The organism is Micromonospora sp. NPDC047740, from assembly GCF_043204735.1.
Classification (GTDB): domain Bacteria; phylum Actinomycetota; class Actinomycetes; order Mycobacteriales; family Micromonosporaceae; genus Micromonospora.
Window position 1 is genome coordinate 287,992 of sequence record NZ_JBIDCT010000004.1, and the last position, 16,969, is coordinate 304,960.

Consider the following 16,969-nt stretch of genomic DNA (forward strand, 5'->3'; position numbering starts at 1 on the left):
GGCATGAGCCGACTCTCGCCCACCACGCGCAAGGCACTGCTCACCCTGCACCTGGTCACCTCGCTGGGTTGGCTCGGCGCCGACCTGGTGCTGCTCACCCTCGGCATCGCCGGGCTGCGCGGCGCCGACCCGGCGGTGGTCTATCCGACCGCCGGGCTGCTGGTCACGTACCTCTTCGCGCCGCTGAGCGTGGCGGTCTGGCTGGTCGGGCTGGCCAGCGCGCTGCTCACCCCGTGGGGCCTGCTGCGCTGGCGTTGGGTGCTGGTGAAGTTCGCGATCACCACCGGGATGCTCGGCCTGGTCCTCCTGCTGCTCACCCCGACCGTACGCGGGCTCGCCGAGCTGGGGCCGGAGCTCGCCACCCGGGACCGGCTGGACCTGGTCATCCCGCCGGCGGTCTCCAGCAGCCTGCTGATCCTCATGACCGTGCTGTCCACCTACAAGCCGTGGGGACGGCTGCGCCGCGCCACGCCGCCGACCCGGCGGCCGGCCGCCGGCTCCAGCGACGGCTTCAGTTCGCAGCGCGGCGTCAGACGCGCCGAACTGAAGTCGTCGTAGCGGCGCGAGGTCAGACCGGCCTTCATTCGGCCCGGAGCGCCGCCTGGCGGCGCGGAGGCCGAATTTTGGCCGCCAGCCGAGCCGGAGTTGCCGCACACCGCCGGGCGGCGGGCCTAGCCGGTACGGCCGCCGCACCGGCTCAGTCGGCGTGCCCCTCGAGGGTCGCGCCGAGCCGGCTGGCCAGGCCGAGATGGGCCGCCCGGGCCTGGCGGAAGGCGTACCCGAACAGCGGCGCCGGGGCGGAGAGGGTGATCTCGACGTCGATCCGCACCACACCGCCGGGCTCGTCCCGCAGCCGCGTGTGGTTGCGCACGGTGGTGGCCGGTTGCTGCCGGGCCACGGTCACCACCTCGTCCTCGTTGGCGACCAGCACGTCCGCCTGGTAGGTGACCGGGAAGTGCAGCGGCCCGAGCGCCAGCCGGTCGGTGATCGCATAGCTGGCCAGGGCGCCGGGCCGGGGCGGGAGCTGGCGGACCCGGACGATCAGCGGATGCAGCTCGCCCTGGCGGGTCAGGTCGCTGAGCAGGGCGACCGCCTCCGCCCGTGCGCACCGAGCCTGCACGGTGTAGCTGAAACTGTCGCTGCTGAGCAAGCCGTACTCCCCTAGCCGTCGCCGGTGGGCACGATCGTCCCGTACCGGGGGCCGGCTGGCAACGGTCGGAAGACCCGGTCCGAGCGGTCCGCCGGGCAGGGCTCAGGCGCCGGGGAGCACCTCGGGCGTGGGGGCGTCGGCGAAGTATGGCTCGGGAGCGCCGAAGAGGCCGAGCAGGCCGGTGACCCAGAGCTGCCGGTGCACGAACCGGCTCGGCTCGGTGACCACCAGCTTGACACCGCTCACCTCGGCGGTCTGGAAGCCGGCGACCATGGCGCTGATGCCGACCGAGTCGATGAAGGTGACCAGGCGCATGTTCAGCTCGATGCGGGCGGGCCGGCCCTTCGCAAGCACCTCGGCGATCGCTTCCCGCACCTCGTACGCGGTGTCGACGTCGATCTCGCCCCGCGGGGCGATCTGGACGACACCACCCGGCTGAACAGACTTCACGATCGACAGGCTCACGCGAACACCTCCACTCGCCCATACGGGCGCCTCATCAGTACGCGGGCCGCGACCGAGCGTATTCCTCCGACGGCCTCGGTCGCCACCCCTCGGGATGAGCAATTCGCGGACTGGGCACACCTGGGCATCCCAATCCGGAGCTTCCACTTCCTATTTCCGCTACGACAGGCTCTCACTATTCAACGACCGACGAGGGTCGCCGATCCGCCGACCCAGGGTAGCCGCCCCCCGCTCGCCGGGCCCGCACCCGGCCCTCGGCGCGTTCGGGTGGTCTGTCCCATCCTGCCCCAGTCGGCCGCGACGGGGCGCGCCGGGGTGGTTTGCGCCGAGTCCGCTCCGGGCACTGGCCGGGATGGGCGGACCGTCCCGCGCCCGATCGTCGCCGGAGTCCGAAGTGGCCGCCGGCCTTCGGCACCCCGAGGAGGTAACCATGTTCGGATCCACCCTGCTGGACCGTCGCAGCAAGCCCGAGCGGATCGCGGACCAGGCCTGGCAGCAGTTGCATTCCGCTGTCGACGCCGCCGGCGACAGCGTCCGGGGCGCCGCGCGGTCCGCCCGCCGCAACGGCTCCGGCCTCGCCGACGACGCCAGCAACCTGGTCGGCTCGGCCGCCGAGGAGGCCCGCCGGCGGGCCACCCTGGCCTTCGACGCGCTCGCCGGCCGGCGGCCGGCGCTGCCCTGGGCGCTGCTGATCAGCGCCGCGCTGGCCGGCGCCGCGGTCGGCTGGGCGGCCGGCACCTTCGCCCGGGCGGCCGGCAGCCGAGCCCGGGAACTCGGCGAGATCGAGTTCGTGGACGTGGACCGGCCGGACTCGGCGGCCGGCCTGGACCGCTGACCCGCACGCCACGACGGCGGTGTCCCGAGTTGGGGGCACCGCCGCCGGCGTCTAGAACGCGGTGACGCTCGCCGGCGCCCGTTCGGCCCGGCTGAGTGCCCGCAGCACGGCCGGCTGGCCGTGCCGGCGTACGGCGAGGCGGGCGAGCAGGGCGAGCACCGGGTCCAGCACGTCGGCCGGCAACTCCGGGGTGGGCACGCCCAGGCTGAACGCGAGGTCGTCGGAGTGCACCGCCAGTTCCATCAGCCGGGTGGTGAGGTAGTCGTCCAGCGCCAGTGACCAGGGCCCCCGGGCCAGGTGCACCACCCGCCCGTCCGGCTCGGCGGGCAACGCGACGGCCAGCTCGTCGACCGCGGCGCCGACCGCGGCCAGCAGCGCCTCGGGGCCGTCCGCGGCGAGCCGCTCCCCGGACCGGCGGATGCCCACGTTCACCTCGTCGTCGACCGACGCGCCGATCCAGGTGCCCCGGGCGTAGTGGTCGAGCAGGCCGATCGGCTCGCCCGGCGGCACCGGCTCCGCCAGCACCGCGGGCACGGCCAGGATCTGGAAGGCGAGGTGGCCGGCGAGTCCGCCGATCCGGAACTCGGCCAGCGCGCTCGGGGCGTCCCACTGCTTCGCCACGGCCGGGTCGGCGAGCAGCGCCGCGGCCGAGCGGGCGGCGGTCAGGTAGGCGATCCTGATCGGGTGCATCGGGCGTACCCCTCTCGTCACGGGTCCGGGAGGCCGAGCCTACTCACCAAGATCGACCACGGCACGGGCCCGGATGCGGCGGCGGCCGCGCCGCGGACCGGACGGCCACCGCATCTGGAGACGCTCCCAAGCAACTCGGTTCATTCGGTGCGGGTGACGGCAGGTCACCCGCGGAGCGGCCACCATCGGAGCCGGCGCCGGACCCGTGCCGGGCACCGCCGCGCCGCGAACCGATCCGGGAGGGAGAGCACCGATGGCCGCAGGGACGATCATGCGGACCGACCAGGACATCCAGTCCGACGTCCTCGACGAGCTGACCTGGGAGCCCCGGGTACGCCCCAACGAGATCGGGGTGACCGTCACCGAGGGGGTGGTGACGTTGACCGGCTGGGTGGACAGCTACGCCAAGAAGTGGGCCGCCGAGCGGGCCGCGCACCGGGTGTCCCGGGTACGGGCCGTCGCCAACGACCTCGCCGTGCGGATCGCCACCTCCGCCGAGAAGAGCGACCCGGAGATCGCCACCGCCGCCACACGGGCCCTGGAGTGGGACGCGTTCGTGCCGGTCGAGACGCTGGACGTGACGGTCACCGACGGCTGGGTCACCCTGCACGGCCAGGTCGAGTGGGAGTACCAGCGCCGGGCCGCCGAGCGGGCGGTCGGCCGGCTCACCGGCGTACGCGGGGTGAGCAACGGCATCACCGTCCGGCCCGGCACCCGCACCGACGCGCGCAACCTGGCCGAGCGGATCGTGGACGCGCTCGCCCGCAACGGCGCCACCGAGGTGGAGGGGATCAGCGTCCGGATCCACGGCGGCGACGAGGCGGTCCTGGAGGGCCTGGTCCGTTCGATCCCCGAACGCGAGGAGATCGAGCGGGTCGTCTGGTCGGCCCCGGGCATCCGGGAGGTGCACAACCACGTGGCCGTATCGCCGTGACGCGAATGACCCCGGCCGGGTGAGCCCGGCTCACCCCGTCGCGGGCGAGGCTGGGAACCATGACTGATCCGAACGGGTTGATCACGCCCGGGCGCGGCGCGTCCGGGTACCCCCGGCCGGCGATCCCGGCGGGGCGGATCCTGCGGCGGCCGGAGGTGGATCGATGACGACGCCACTGCAGGTCACCAGCGCCCGGTTGCGCCTCCCGGTGACCGAGACGGACCACGCCCGGGGGCCGGCCGACGCGGCGGTCACCATCGTCGAGTACGGCGACTACCAGTGTCGGTTCTGCGGGTCCGCGTACGCGAACCTGGCCGAGGTGCTGCGCCAGCGCGGCGACACCGTCCGGCTGGTCTACCGGCACTTCCCCATCGCCAACGTCCATCCGTACGCCGAGAGCGCGGCGGAGGCGGCCGAGGCCGCCGGCCGGCGGGGGCGGTTCTGGGAGATGCACGACTGGCTCTACCAGCACCAGGACCAGCTCGACCCGGTGCACCTGTCGCTCGGCGTCGAGCAGCTCGGGCTGCCGCCCGACGACGTGGACACGGAGGTGGGCGGGCACGCCCACGCCGACCGGGTCCGGCGGGACTTCGTCGGCGGCATCCGCAGCGGGGTGACCGGCACCCCGACGCTCTTCGTCAACGACGTCCGCCACGAGGGCGGCTACGACGTCGCCGAGCTGCTGGCCGCGGTCGATGCCGCCGCCACCCCCTGACACCCGGGCGACGGGATTCACGAGTGCCCATCCCCGGCCGGATGGGCACTCTTTCCCTGCACGGGGGCCGCGTCAGATCAACCGGAGTTCGCGGGCTCGGCGGACGGCCTCGCGGCGGCGCGTCGCGTCGAGCTTGCGGTAGATGTTGCGGACGTGGGTCTTCACCGTGTTGACCGACAGCGACAGCTCGCTGGCGATCTCCACGTTGGACAGGATGCTCTGCAGGTAGCGCAGGATGGTCAGCTCACGCTCGGTGAGCGGCTCGTCCAGCGCGCGCTCCGGCCCACCCGGACGCTCCGGCGGTTCGACGGAGCGCCGCTCGTCGGCCCCGCGTACCAGGTCGCTCACCGTCGCCCAGTGCGCCGTGCCCGAGTCCAGGTGGGCGGCGAGCAGGTCGCGTACGCCCGGCTCGGCGCGCGTGAAGACCCGCCGGTAGCCGTCCGGCTCGGCCAGGTCGAGCACCTGCTCCAGGACCCGCCCGGCCCGCCGGTCGTCGCCGCTGTCGTGGGCCAGGACGGCGTCGAGCACACCGGCGGCGAGCCGGACCGGCAGCGGCCACGACTCCGCCTGCGGCCCGGACCAGTCGGGCAGCGCCCGCCCGGCCGCCCGGCGGTCCCCCGCCCGCAGCTCCACCCGGGCCAGTGCCACCCCCAGCGCCGCCACCTCCCCGCCGGACCCGGCGTCCGCCCGCTCCGACGGCAGCGCGCCGGCGGACCCCGCCTCGGTGGCAGCCCGCAGCGCGTCGGTGAGCAGGGCGCGGGCGCTGTCCACGTCGCCGACGGCGGCGCGGAGCTGCGCCTCGGCAGCGGTCAGCGCGGCGGTCAACTCCCGGCCGGGCGACACCTCCCGGGCCTCGGCGAGGATCCGCAGGGCGGCGGCCGGCTCGCCGTCCGCGGCCAGCAGCTCGGCCCGGCAGAGCGCGGCCAGCGCGGCCGCGCCCGGCGCCGTGGTGGCCGGTCCCGCGAGCGTCAGGTTCGCCGCCGCCTCCGCCGGTTCGTCGCGGTGCCACGCCACCAGGGCCAGCGCGAGGTACGCGTGCCCGCAGTCCAGCCGGCACGACCAGCCCTGGCAGGGCGGCATCGCCAGCGCCTCCCGCGCGGTCCGTTCGGCCGCCCGCAACCCGCCCCGGGCCGCCGTCAGCAGCGCCGACCGGCTGGCGCAGACCAGCTCCGTACGCGGCCGTCCCGACCGCCGAGCCGCATCCAGCGCAGCGGTGAACCGCTCGGCGGCGACCGGCAACTCCCCCTCGGCCAGCCCCACCAGCCCGAGCGCGGTGCCGGCCACCGCACCGGCGTCGGCGTCCTCGCCGGCCCCGGCCCGCGGGTCGTCCCCGGGGCCGACGGCGGTACGGGTGGCGAGCAGCCGGGCGGCGGCCCGGCGTACCTCGGCGTGGTCACCGGCGAGCCGGGCCAGGGCCAGCTCCAGTGCGGTGGCCAACCGCCGGAACCGGTCCCGGCGCGGTTCGGGTAGCGCACCCGCCTGGTCCACGGCACGCCGCAGGTACCCGGCCGCCGCGTCAACGTCACCGTCGTACGCCCGCTCGGCGGCGCAGGCCAGCGCCAGCTCCGGGTCCCGGCGTACCGCCTCGGCGGGCGGCTCGGGCGGCGCCGGGGCGGCCGGCCGGTCCCGGTCGTACGGGGCCAGCTCCGGCCACCGGGCGATCAGCAGCTCGGTGGCCCGGTTCCACTCGCCCGCGGCCAGCGCGTGCCGCAGCGCCTCGGCCGGCCGGTCGTGGTCCCCGTACCAGCCGGCGGCGCGCAGGTGCAGGTCCCGCAGCTCCTCTGCGGGGAGCCGGCCCAGCTCGTCGCGGAGCAGGTCGGCCAGCAGCGGATGGCACCGGTACCAGGGCGGGCTACCCCCGTCGTGCTGGACGAAGCCGCCCGCTCGGGACAGGTCGGCGAGCACCTGCCCGGCGTCGCTGCGCCCGGTCACCGCCTCGGCCAGGTCGGCGCACACGGCGGTGGCGATCGCCGTGCGCCGCAGCACGTCCCGGGCGTCCGGACGCAGCGGGGCGAGCACCTCGTCGCGCAGGTACCCGGCGACGTCCGGCTGGTCACCGGTGAACCGCTCGACGGCCCGGGCCGGATCGGCCTGGGCGCGCAGCGCGAGCGCGGCGAAGCGCAGCCCGGCCGGCCAGCCACCGGTCCGCTCGTGGAGCCGGGACACCGCGGCGGCGGGCAGCGGCACCCCGTGCGCGACCAGCAGGTCGGCCACCTCCTCGGCGGTGAAGGCCAGCTCGTCCGGGCCGACCTCGCTCAGCTCCCCGGCCAACCGCCACCGGTGCAGGGCCAGCGGCGGGTCGAACCGCGCGCCGACCACCAGCCGCAGCCGCCCCTCGGCGTGCCGCAGCAGGAACTCCAGCCCGGTCAGCGCGCCGGGGTCGGTGATCCGGTGCAGATCGTCCAGGACCAGCCGCACCGGGCGTTCCCGGGCGGCGAGCGCCGCGGCGAGCAGTTCGAGCTGGTCCGGGCGGGGCGGACGGTCCGGCACCGGCGGCTGTGGACCCTCGTCCGGGACGCCCTCCGCGGCGGCCCGCAACGCGGCCGCCAGGTACGACCAGAGCCGCGTCCCGGTGTCGCCCTCCTCCACGGTCACCCAGGCCGTCGGCGGCTCGTCGCCAACCGCCCGCGCCCACGAGGCGAGCAGGGTGGTCTTGCCCCAGCCGGCCGGCCCGGAGACCAGGGTGACCGGCGCCGCGACCCCCTGCGCCAGCCGGGCCAGCAACCGGGGCCGGACCAGCACCGGCTCGGGCAGGGCGGCCGGGGCGAGCCGGGAGGCCAGCAGCGGCGGGAGGGCAGCCGGGTCTGCGCCCCCGGACGGCGCCGGGCCCGCCGGCACCGTGACGTCCCCCGGCGTCTCGGCGACCTCGACGTGGTCAGCCTCCTCCGGCATGCGGCCCCTCCCCCGTCGCGTCCGCTCCCCCGGTCGGTGCGGGCAGCGGTTACCCGGCCCGCACCGGTTCACCCCTTCGGGGCGAACCCGCTTCACCCGCACCGGCCGCACCCTGGAGACACGCGGGCGGCCGGCCGCGCGTGACCGGCCGCCCGACGACCCGCGACGACGGGAGGGGCCCGTGGCACGGATGGGACGGCTGGCCGGTGGCGGGAGCAAGGTGGCGAGGGTCGCGCGCACGCTGGTCGTACGCCGGCGGGAGCGCTGGCCACACGCGGCCGGCACCGACCCGCGGCCCGGGCGCTGGCAGGTGGTGACCGTGGCCGGCCGGCCCGAGGAGGTGCTGCCCCGCGGCCGGTGGCCGGAGCCGCTGCGCCGGCTCTACGGCGTAGTGGAGCTGTACGCCCGCCCGGCGCCCGGCGGGCGCGGCACCGAGCTGGCCGCCCGGCTGCTCGGCAACGCGCCGGGCCTGCGCGGAATGGTCGCCCACCTGGTCGGCGACGATCCCGGCCGGTTCATCCGGCAGGCGCTGCGGGAGGCCAAGCAGCTCGCGGAGACCGGCGACGTGCTGCGGGCGGACCGCTCGCGCTGGGACCGCCCCGGGGTGCCCGCGTGAGGGCCCTCTGCTGGGAGGGCGCCAACGCGGTGGCGGTCCGCGAGGTCCCCGACCCGGAGCTGCGCAACGCCCACGACATGATCGTCCGGGTACGACGGAGCGCGACCTGCGGCGCGGACCTGCCGCTGCTCGCCGGGCGGATCCCGTACCTCGCCGCCGGGGACGTGCTCGGGCACGAGTTCCTCGGCGACGTGGTCGAGGTCGGGCCGGAGGTACGCCGACACCGGGTCGCCGACCGGGTGGTGGTGTGCGCCGGGATCGCCTGCGGGGCCTGCTGGTTCTGCCGGCAGGGGCTCTTCGCCTGCTGCGACAACGGCACCACCGGCGCGTCGGCGGCCGAGTCGGCCTGGGGCCAGCCCACCGGCGGCTGCTACGGCCACCCCGGCCCGCTGGGTGGCTTCGCCGGCAGCCACGCCGAGTACGTGCGGGTGCCATACGCCGACGTCGGGGCGTTCGCCGTGCCGGAGGAGGTCAGCGACGACCGGGCGGTCTTCGCCTCGGACGCCGCGCCGACCGGCTGGCTGGGCGCCGAGCTGGGCGAGGTGCGGCCGGGTGACGTGGTGGCGGTGTGGGGCGCGGGAGCGGTCGGCCAGCTCACCGCCGGGGCGGCGCTGCTGCGCGGCGCGGACCGGGTCGTCGTGGTGGACGACCACGACGACCGGCTGCGGATGGTGGAGCAGCACGTCGGCGCGGAACCGCTCAACTACCGATTCGTGGACGTCCTCGCCGAGCTGCGGGAACGCAGTGGCGGCCGGGGCCCGGACGTGTGCGTGGAGGCGGTCGGCATGGCGGCCGAGCCGCCGGGGCTGCTAGCCGGCCGGCTCGGTGGCGGCGCGGAGCGGTCGCTGGCGTTGCGCGAGGCGGTGCACGCCTGCCGCAAGGCCGGCACAGTGGTGGTGCTCGGCACCTGGACCGGAGTCGTCGACACGTTCCCGCTCGGCGCGGTGATGCAGAAGGGGCTGACCGTCCGCAGCGCCCGGCAGCACGGGCAGCGCTGGATCCCGATGCTGCTGGACCGGATGGCCCGCGACGAGCTGCGGACCGAGCACCTGGCCACCCATCGGTTGCCCCTGGAGCGCGCCGCGGACGGGTACGCGCTGTTCCGGGAGCGTGCCGACGGCTGCGTCCGGGCGGTCTTCTCCCCGTGAGCCGGACGCCGGCGGATGGCACACTCGGCGGATGCGCGACGACCGGCCGTACGACCTCGTCCTCTTCGGCGCCACCGGGTTCACCGGCGGGCTGACCGCCGAGTATCTGGCCCGGCACGCCCCGGCGGGGCTGCGGTGGGCGCTGGCCGGCCGCAACCCGGGCAAGCTGGCCGCGGTCCGGGACCGGCTGGCCGCGATCGACGCAGGCCTGGCCGAGCTGCCGCTGCTGACCGCCGACGCCACCGACCCGGCGTCGCTACGCGCCGTCGCGGAGCGTGGCCGGGTCGTCGCCACCACCGTCGGCCCGTACATCCACCACGGGGAGCCGCTGGTCGCGGCGTGCGCCGCCGCCGGCACCGACTACGTCGACATCACCGGCGAGCCGGAGTTCGTCGACCTGATGTACGTCCGGTACCACGCCGAGGCGGTGCGCACCGGCGCCCGCCTGGTGCACGCCTGCGGCTTCGACTCGACCCCGCACGATCTGGGCGCCTGGTTCACCGTCAGACAGCTCGCCACGGACGGGCCGGTCGCCGTGGACGGCTTCGTCCGGGCCGGCGGGCGCTTCTCCGCCGGGACGTACCACTCGGCGCTGACCGCGCTGTCCCGCACCGGAGAGACGAGCCGGGCGGCGCGGGCGCGCAAGGCGGTCGAACCCCGGCCGGCGGGGCGGCGGGTCCGCGCCGTACCCGGGAAGGTGGGCCGGTCGGCCGAGGTCGGCATGTGGGCGGTACCGCTGCCCACCATCGACCCGCAGATCGTCCGCCGGTCGGCCGCCGCCCGCCCGGAGTACGGCCCGGACTTCTGCTACCGCCACTTCGCGGCCGTGAAGCGGCTGCCCACCGTCCTCGCCGCCGGGGTGGGCCTGGCCGGCCTGCTGGGGCTGGTGAAGCTGCCACTGACCCGGCGCTGGCTGCTCGGCCGGCTCTCCTCCGGGCAGGGGCCGAGCGCCGAGCAGCGGGCGAAGTCCTGGTTCCGGGTCCGGTTCGTCGGCACCGGCGGCGGCCGGACGGTGCACACCGAGGTGGCCGGCGGCGACCCGGGGTACGACGAGACCGCAAAGATGCTCGCCGAGTCGGCCCTGTGCCTGGCGTTCGACGACCTGCCGCCCACCGCCGGGCAGGTGACCACGGTGACCGCGATGGGCGACGCCCTGCTGGATCGGCTGGCCCGCGCCGGCATCACCTTCCGCGTACTGGAGCGGTGAGACTTGACCCTCGAGCGGGTTGAGGGCCCAGGATCCGGCGGCGTGGAGAGCGAACTGCGCAGCATCGGCGAGCTGGCCCGGGCCAGCGGCCTCACGGTGAGCGCGCTGCGGTTCTACGACCGGTCCGGCGTGCTGGTCCCGGCGCTGGTCGACCCGGCTACCGGCTACCGCTGGTACCGCGACGACCAGATCGCGCCGGCCCGGCTGGTCGCCGGGCTGCGCCGGGTGGGGATGCCGCTGGCCGGGATCGCCGACGCGCTGCGGCACCGGCACGAGCCGGCGCTGGTCCACCGGCTGTTGGACGCGCACCTGCGGCGGCTGGAGGACGGCCTCGCCGACGCCCGCCGTGAGCTCTCCCGGATCCGTACCCTGATCGATCCCGAGGAGATCCCCATGACCACCCGTCTCGTGCTGCCCCGCGCCGACCTGGCCGCCGCTGTCGATGCCGTCCGGTTCGCCGTCGGCAGCGATCCGGACCTGCCGGTGCTGTCCGCCGTGCTGCTGGAGGTGGAGGCGGACGGGGTACGACTGATCGCCACCGACCGGCACCGGCTGGCCGTGGCCCGGGCGGGCGGAAAGGTCGACGGTCCGGAGGTCCGGGCGCTGCTCCCGGCGGACGCGGTCGACGAATTGCGCACGCTGCTCGACACCGGCGTCGGGATCACCCCGGAGGCGCAAGTCACCGTCACCGCGGACCGGGTCGAGGTCTCCGTCGCCGGCCGCGCGATGGCCGCCGCGGCGCTGCCGTACGACTTCCCGGACTACCGCCGGCTGCTGCACGGCCAGGTCGGCGGCGCGCCCGCGTACCGGATCCCGGTCGACGTGGTCGCGCTGCGCGGCGCGCTCACCGCCGACGACGTCCCGCTGCTGCTCCGCGAGTACGCCGGGGTAGCCGTCGAGGTGACCGTGCTCGGTCTGGACGACCGGGGCGGGCTGCGCGTGGTCCGGCCGGACGAGGCGGTGGACCCGGACGCGGTGCGGGTCGGGGTGAACCGGGAGTACCTGCTCGACGCCCTGGACGCCGGGGACCGCGGTCAGCTCGTGCTGGAGCTGGACGGCCCGATCGCCCCGCTGGCCGTCCGCCGCCCGGACGACGCGGACGCGTTCTCCATCCTCATGCCGATCCGGCTCTGACCGCCCCCTTGATCCGCCCGGCACCACGCCCGAACGTCGACCCGCACGCCGCTCACTCTGGGTGATCCCGCCGCCGCCACCGCACCACCCTCACTCCCGCCTTTGCTCTGCAGCCATCGACGCAGCAGGCACCCAGCGTTGCCCGCTGCGTCCGTGGCTGCAGAGCAAAAGAGCGGGCGGGGTGGGCCGGGGCGCGGAGCGTCTCCCAGAGGATGACCAGGTCACGCGGCTTTCGGAGCGAAGGAAAGCCCAATCGGGTGGTCTCGGCGGTCGGCGCCTGTCACTCACCGTCACGCCGACGGCCGGCAGCCGCCGGATCACTCACCGCCACCAACCGGGCGTCGGCCAGCCACCGACGCCGCAGCGGCCGCGGCGGGTCGATCCCGACCAGCACCGCCCGGCCCGGGCCGGCCGCACGGGGCCGCGACGGTAGCATCTGGGGGTCCCACCTGACTGCCTGGACGGAGGCGTACGGAGCAGCATGCTCGACATGGAGTTGATCCGGAAGGATCGCGAGGCGGTGGCGACCGCGCTGGCGAAGCGTCTGGATCCCGCCGAGGTCAACCGGGCGCTGGACGAGATCCAGCGGCTCGACCAGGAACGCCGCGCCCTGATCAGCGAGATCGACGCCGAGCGGCAGCGCCGCAAGGCGGAGGCGCGGGCGTACGCGCAGGCGAAGCGGGCCGGCAAGGAGCCGGAGTCGGTTGCGCCGGAGGCCGAGCGCAAGCAGCTCGCCGAGCTGGAGTCCCAGCTGGACGAGGTGCAGTCCCGGCTGCGCGAGCGGATGAGCGAGCTGCCCAACCTGCCCGCCGACGACGTCGTCCCCGGCGGCAAGGAGGCCAACCGGGTCGTCAAGACCTTCGGCGAGCCGCCGGCGATCGAGCAGGTCCGGGACCACGTCGAGCTGTCCCGGGCGCTGGGCCTGGTCGACCACGAGCGTGGCGTGAAGCTCGGCGGCTCCGGCTTCTGGATGTACACCGGCATGGGCGCCCGGCTAGAGTGGGCACTGCTCAACTGGCTGATCGACCAGGACATCCAGGCCGGGTACGAGTTCCTGCTCCCGCCGCACCTGCTGCTGGACAGCGCCGGCTTCGCCGCCGGGCAGTTCCCCAAGTTCTACGACGACGTCTACCACCTGGACAAGCAGTCCGCCCCGCGCGGCCAGTTCCTGCTGCCCACGGCGGAGACGGCGATCCTCGGGGCGTTCCAGGACGAGATCCTGGACACCGCGAAGCTGCCGCTGAAGGCGTTCGCCTACACCCCGTGCTACCGACGGGAGGCCGCCGGCTCGCACTCCGACGAGCGCGGCACGGTCCGTGGCCACCAGTTCAACAAGGTGGAGATCTTCCAGTTCACCCTGCCCGAGCAGGCGGACACCGCGCTGACGGAGATGGTCGCCCACGTGGAGAGCCTGGTCGAGAAGCTCGGGCTGCACTACCAGACCAGCCTGCTCGCGGCCGGCGACGCCAGCGCCGCGATGAAGAAGACCTTCGACGTCGAGGTCTGGATGCCGAGCACCGGCAAGTACAAGGAGGTGTCGTCGGTTTCCTGGGGCGGTGACTATCAGGCCCGCCGGGCGGCCATCCGCTACCGGGAGCCGGGCGGCAAGCAGACCCGGTTCGTGCACACGCTCAACGGCTCGGCGCTGGCCACCAGCCGGCTCTTCCCGGCCATCCTGGAGCAGTTCCAGCAGCCCGACGGCTCGGTGCTGGTGCCCGAGGTGCTCCGCGACCGGCTCGGCACCGACCGCCTCACCCCGGTTCGCTGACCCGCTGACGAGTGCCGGCGGGGGTCGGGCCCACCGACCTCCGCCGCCGCAACCCGAGTACGCCGTGGCCTCCGCGCCGGTTACTCGGTCCTCACCAGGCGCAGCGCGAGTTCCGGGCAGACCTTGACCGCTCCTCGACGGCGTGCGCGTGGCGCGATTCGCAACGACGCATGTCCATGCGTTGACATGTCTTGCAACACGCTTGTAACCTTGCCGAAAATTTCAGGCCGAGCCTGCAAGGTGACGGCATCGGCCTCCTCCCCCGCACCCCTCAGGAGTCCCGATGCATCGACGCCGATGCCGGCAGCAACGGCTCCAGCCCGGCGCGTCTGACGCCGCGCCGCGATCTGGCACCGTCGCGGCGGCTCTCGCCCTCGGCCTGACCGCCAGCCTGCTCGTCCCGGCCGGCCTGGCCGCACCCCCGGCCACCGCGGCCACCCCCGGCAGCAAGAAGGTCATCGTCCAGCTCTTCGAGTGGAACTGGAACTCGGTGGCCAACGAGTGCACCACCGTGCTCGGCCCCAAGGGCTACGGCTACGTCCAGGTCTCCCCGCCGCAGGAACACGTCCGCGGCAACCAGTGGTGGGTCGCCTACCAGCCGGTGAGCTACCGGATCGAGTCCCGCAAGGGCACCCGCGCCGAGTTCCAGGCGATGGTGAACACCTGCCACAACGCCGGTGTGAAGGTGCTCGTCGACGCCGTCGTCAACCACATGTCCGGCCAGGACAACGGCGGCACCGGCTGGGCCGGCACCACGTACGGCCACTACAGCTACCCGGGCAACTACGGCTCGCAGGACTTCCACTACTGCGGTCGCAACGGCAACAACGACATCGTCAACTACAACGACCGGTACGAGGTGCAGAACTGCGAGCTGGTCAACCTGGCCGACCTCAAGACCGAGTCGGACTACGTGCGCACCCGGCTGGCCACGTACCTGAACGACCTGCTCTCGCTCGGCGTGGACGGGTTCCGGCTGGACGCCAGCAAGCACATGCCGGCCGCCGACATCGCCGCGATCAAGAGCAAGCTCTCCCGCTCGGCGTATCTCGTGCAGGAGGTCATCTACGGCGCCGGTGAGCCGATCCAGCCGACCGAGTACACCGGCAACGGCGACGTGCACGAGTTCCGGTACGGCAAGGACCTGGCCCGGATGTTCAACAGCGAGCGGCTGGCGTACCTGCGGAACTTCGGCGAGCCGTGGGGCTACCTGCCTGGCAGCCAGGCGGTGGTCTTCACCGACAACCACGACACCCAGCGCGACGGCGGCGTGCTGACCTACCGGGACCGGGGCGAGTACGCCCTGGCCAACGCCTTCATGCTGGCCTGGCCGTACGGCACCCCGGCGGTGATGTCCAGCTTCACGTACAGCAACCGGGACCAGGGCCCGCCCTCGGACGCCGGCAACAAGACCCTCAACACCACCTGCTACTCGGGCTGGGAGTGCGAGCACCGCTGGCGGGTCATCGCCAACATGGTCGCCTTCAACAACGCCACCCAGGGCGCCGGCGTCGCCAACTGGTACGACAACGGCTGGCAGCACATCGCGTTCAGCCGGGCCGGCAAGGGCTATCTCACCCTCAACGACGAGGATTTCGCGATCACCGGTCGCTCGTACTACGCGGGCCTGCCCGCCGGCCGCTACTGCGACATCATCCACGGCGACTTCAACAACGGCTCGTGCAGCGGGCCGGTGATCACGGTGGACGGCAACGGCTGGTTCGCCGCCAACATCCCCGCCCACGACGCGGTAGCCATCCACGTCGGGGCGAAGCTGCCCTGACCGGAGTCCCCCGCACCGCCATGAGCGGAGCGGGGGACTTCTGTCCATTAAAGTCGGGTTCATGCTGCTTCGCCGACTCACCTCGCGCTGGACCCTCGGCTGGCTGCTCGCCGCGCTCGGCGTACCGCTGCTGCTGGTGACCGCGCTGCTGGTCGGGTACGCGCTCACCGGCGGCCCGGCCCCCACGCCGGCCGGCGCGCCGGGTGGCGCGGCGCCGGTCGTCACTCCGACGGAGCCGCCCGCCCCGACCCGGACGGCGGCGGAGTCCGTGCCGCCGGCGGCGCCCGCTCCGGCCGATCTGCCGGTGGTCACGTACGAGCCGGCGCCTGGCGGGTTCCCGGCCGACCCCGGCACGGGCGACCTCCGGCCGCTGAACGAGGGGCTGACGCCGAGCCGGCGGGTCGCCGCGTACGACGCGCCCGGTGGCCGGCCGCTGGCCTTCCTCGCCCCCACCATCAGCGGCGTCCCGCTGACCACGCCGATCGTCGAGCGCCGGGCCGGCTGGACCGCCGTGCTGCTCCCCTCGGCGAACCGCCGGATCGCCTGGCTGCCGGCCGGCGGCTGGACGACCGTCGCGCTGCCCGACCAGCTCGTCGTGGAACGCGGCCCGCACCGGCTCACCTGGTACCGGAACGGCCGGGTGGTCCGCTCCTGGGCGGTCAGCCTCGGCAAGCGCGGCCAGTCCACCCCGCTCGGCCGCACCTTCATCCTGGGCCGCACGCCCCCGCCCCAGTCGGTCTACGGCGGGGTCGACATCTTCGCCCTCGGCGCGATCCCCGACGACCCGGACGCGGTGCCGACCGGGCTGCGCGGCGCCCACATCGGACTGCACAGCTGGTACACCGACGCGACGCTCGGCAAGGACGTCACCAACGGCTGCATCCGGTTGACCCGCAGCGGCCAGCGTCAGCTCCTCGCCGAACTGCCCGCCGGCACCAGCGTCGTGGTGGTCGACCAGCTCGCCACCCCGCCACCGGCAGCCTGAGCCGGCTCACTCGCCGAGCAGCCAGCCGTTCTCCTCGGCGACCCGTACCGCCTCGGCCCGGTTGCGGGCGCCGGTCTTGCCGATCGCCGCGGAGAGGTGGTTGCGGACCGTCCCCTCGGACAGGTGCAGCGTCGCCGCCAGCTCCGCCACCGTGCCGCCGCCCCGGGCGGTCCGCAGCACCTCGGTCTCCCGCTCGGTCAGCGGGCTCGGCCCGGTGGCGAGGGTCTCCGCGGCCAGAGTCGGGTCGACCACCCGCAGGCCGGCGTGCACCCGGCGCACCGCGTCGGCGAGCTGCCGGGCCGGGGTGTCCTTGACCACGAAGCCGTTCGCGCCCGCCTCCATCGCCCGGCGCAGGTAGCCGGGCCGGCCGAAGGTGGTCACCACCAGCACCCGGCAGCCGGGCACCGCCGCCCGCAGCGCGGTGGTGGCGGCGATCCCGTCCAGGCCGGGCATCTCCACGTCGAGCAGGGCCACGTCGGGTCGGGTACGCCGAGCCTCCGGGACCACCTCGTCGCCCCGGCCCACCTCGGCGACGACCGTCAGGTCCGGCTCCAGCGACAGCAGCGCGGCCAGCGCGCCCCGGACCAGCGCCTGGTCGTCGGCGAGCAGCAGCCTGATCGGCTCGGTCATTCGCGCGTCCTCCGCAC

The 16,969-nt window shown here is 75.0% G+C and carries 16 protein-coding genes; 11 read left to right on the forward strand and 5 right to left on the reverse strand.

Going from position 1 to position 16,969, the window contains the following annotated elements; genetic code table 11:
- Nucleotides 1-3 precede the first annotated feature (3 nt).
- On the forward strand, nucleotides 4-558 hold the full coding sequence (locus ACGF4F_RS10525; RefSeq protein ID WP_357434864.1) for a hypothetical protein: 555 nt from the start codon (nucleotides 4-6) through the stop codon (nucleotides 556-558).
- A 139-nt stretch (nucleotides 559-697) separates the two neighbouring features.
- Here ACGF4F_RS10525 and ACGF4F_RS10530 read toward each other — a convergent pair whose 3' ends face one another.
- Nucleotides 698-1,150 carry an SRPBCC family protein gene (locus ACGF4F_RS10530; protein WP_073835630.1) on the reverse strand — a complete coding sequence of 151 codons (453 nt, stop codon included), beginning with the start codon at nucleotides 1,148-1,150 and terminating at the stop codon, nucleotides 698-700.
- Between the two features lie 102 nt (nucleotides 1,151-1,252).
- Nucleotides 1,253-1,615: an STAS domain-containing protein gene (locus ACGF4F_RS10535; protein WP_393076610.1), complete on the reverse strand. Its 363-nt coding sequence runs from the start codon at nucleotides 1,613-1,615 to the stop codon at nucleotides 1,253-1,255.
- A 430-nt stretch (nucleotides 1,616-2,045) separates the two neighbouring features.
- Here ACGF4F_RS10535 and ACGF4F_RS10540 point away from each other — a divergent pair, with 430 nt between their 5' ends.
- A complete protein-coding gene (locus tag ACGF4F_RS10540) occupies nucleotides 2,046-2,450 on the forward strand; it encodes a hypothetical protein (RefSeq protein ID WP_393076613.1) in 405 nt (134 codons plus the stop codon).
- A 51-nt stretch (nucleotides 2,451-2,501) separates the two neighbouring features.
- Here the strand turns inward: ACGF4F_RS10540 and ACGF4F_RS10545 are convergent, their stop codons facing one another.
- Nucleotides 2,502-3,140, reverse strand: coding sequence for a maleylpyruvate isomerase N-terminal domain-containing protein (locus ACGF4F_RS10545; RefSeq protein ID WP_393076616.1), 639 nt, complete (start codon nucleotides 3,138-3,140; stop codon nucleotides 2,502-2,504).
- 253 nt (nucleotides 3,141-3,393) lie between these two features.
- Here ACGF4F_RS10545 and ACGF4F_RS10550 point away from each other — a divergent pair, with 253 nt between their 5' ends.
- Together ACGF4F_RS10550 and ACGF4F_RS10555 are read left to right on the forward strand one after the other, a co-directional pair.
- A complete protein-coding gene (locus tag ACGF4F_RS10550) occupies nucleotides 3,394-4,074 on the forward strand; it encodes a BON domain-containing protein (protein WP_357434860.1) in 681 nt (226 codons plus the stop codon).
- A gap of 163 nt (nucleotides 4,075-4,237) precedes the next feature.
- Nucleotides 4,238-4,789 (forward strand): DsbA family protein, encoded by a 552-nt coding sequence (locus ACGF4F_RS10555; RefSeq protein WP_393076619.1) that lies wholly within the window; start codon nucleotides 4,238-4,240, stop codon nucleotides 4,787-4,789.
- Nucleotides 4,790-4,861: 72 nt separating this feature from the next.
- Here ACGF4F_RS10555 and ACGF4F_RS10560 read toward each other — a convergent pair whose 3' ends face one another.
- Nucleotides 4,862-7,681, reverse strand: coding sequence for a LuxR C-terminal-related transcriptional regulator (locus tag ACGF4F_RS10560; RefSeq protein WP_393076622.1), 2,820 nt, complete (start codon nucleotides 7,679-7,681; stop codon nucleotides 4,862-4,864).
- 190 nt (nucleotides 7,682-7,871) lie between these two features.
- Between ACGF4F_RS10560 and ACGF4F_RS10565 the strand changes: the two genes are divergently transcribed.
- The 7 genes from ACGF4F_RS10565 (at nucleotide 7,872) to ACGF4F_RS10595 (ending at nucleotide 16,322) form a co-directional block, all read left to right on the forward strand.
- Nucleotides 7,872-8,297 carry a hypothetical protein gene (locus tag ACGF4F_RS10565; protein ID WP_393076840.1) on the forward strand — a complete coding sequence of 142 codons (426 nt, stop codon included), beginning with the start codon at nucleotides 7,872-7,874 and terminating at the stop codon, nucleotides 8,295-8,297.
- Nucleotides 8,294-9,445 (forward strand): alcohol dehydrogenase catalytic domain-containing protein, encoded by a 1,152-nt coding sequence (locus ACGF4F_RS10570; RefSeq protein ID WP_357434858.1) that lies wholly within the window; start codon nucleotides 8,294-8,296, stop codon nucleotides 9,443-9,445. The genes ACGF4F_RS10565 and ACGF4F_RS10570 overlap by 4 nt, the downstream gene beginning before the upstream one ends.
- A 31-nt stretch (nucleotides 9,446-9,476) precedes the next feature.
- Nucleotides 9,477-10,652, forward strand: a complete 1,176-nt coding sequence (locus ACGF4F_RS10575; protein ID WP_393076625.1) for a saccharopine dehydrogenase family protein — start codon at nucleotides 9,477-9,479, stop codon at nucleotides 10,650-10,652.
- 54 nt (nucleotides 10,653-10,706) lie between these two features.
- Nucleotides 10,707-11,786, forward strand: coding sequence for a MerR family transcriptional regulator (locus ACGF4F_RS10580; RefSeq protein ID WP_393076843.1), 1,080 nt, complete (start codon nucleotides 10,707-10,709; stop codon nucleotides 11,784-11,786).
- A 481-nt stretch (nucleotides 11,787-12,267) separates the two neighbouring features.
- Nucleotides 12,268-13,554, forward strand: coding sequence for a serine--tRNA ligase (gene serS / locus ACGF4F_RS10585; RefSeq protein WP_393076628.1), 1,287 nt, complete (start codon nucleotides 12,268-12,270; stop codon nucleotides 13,552-13,554).
- Between the two features lie 283 nt (nucleotides 13,555-13,837).
- Nucleotides 13,838-15,337: an alpha-amylase family protein gene (locus tag ACGF4F_RS10590; protein WP_393076631.1), complete on the forward strand. Its 1,500-nt coding sequence runs from the start codon at nucleotides 13,838-13,840 to the stop codon at nucleotides 15,335-15,337.
- A gap of 61 nt (nucleotides 15,338-15,398) precedes the next feature.
- On the forward strand, nucleotides 15,399-16,322 hold the full coding sequence (locus ACGF4F_RS10595) for a L,D-transpeptidase (protein WP_393076634.1): 924 nt from the start codon (nucleotides 15,399-15,401) through the stop codon (nucleotides 16,320-16,322).
- A 6-nt stretch (nucleotides 16,323-16,328) separates the two neighbouring features.
- On the opposite strand, the gene ACGF4F_RS10600 is transcribed toward ACGF4F_RS10595, so the two are convergent.
- Nucleotides 16,329-16,952 (reverse strand): response regulator transcription factor, encoded by a 624-nt coding sequence (locus ACGF4F_RS10600; RefSeq protein ID WP_393076637.1) that lies wholly within the window; start codon nucleotides 16,950-16,952, stop codon nucleotides 16,329-16,331.
- Nucleotides 16,953-16,969: the final 17 nt, after the last annotated feature.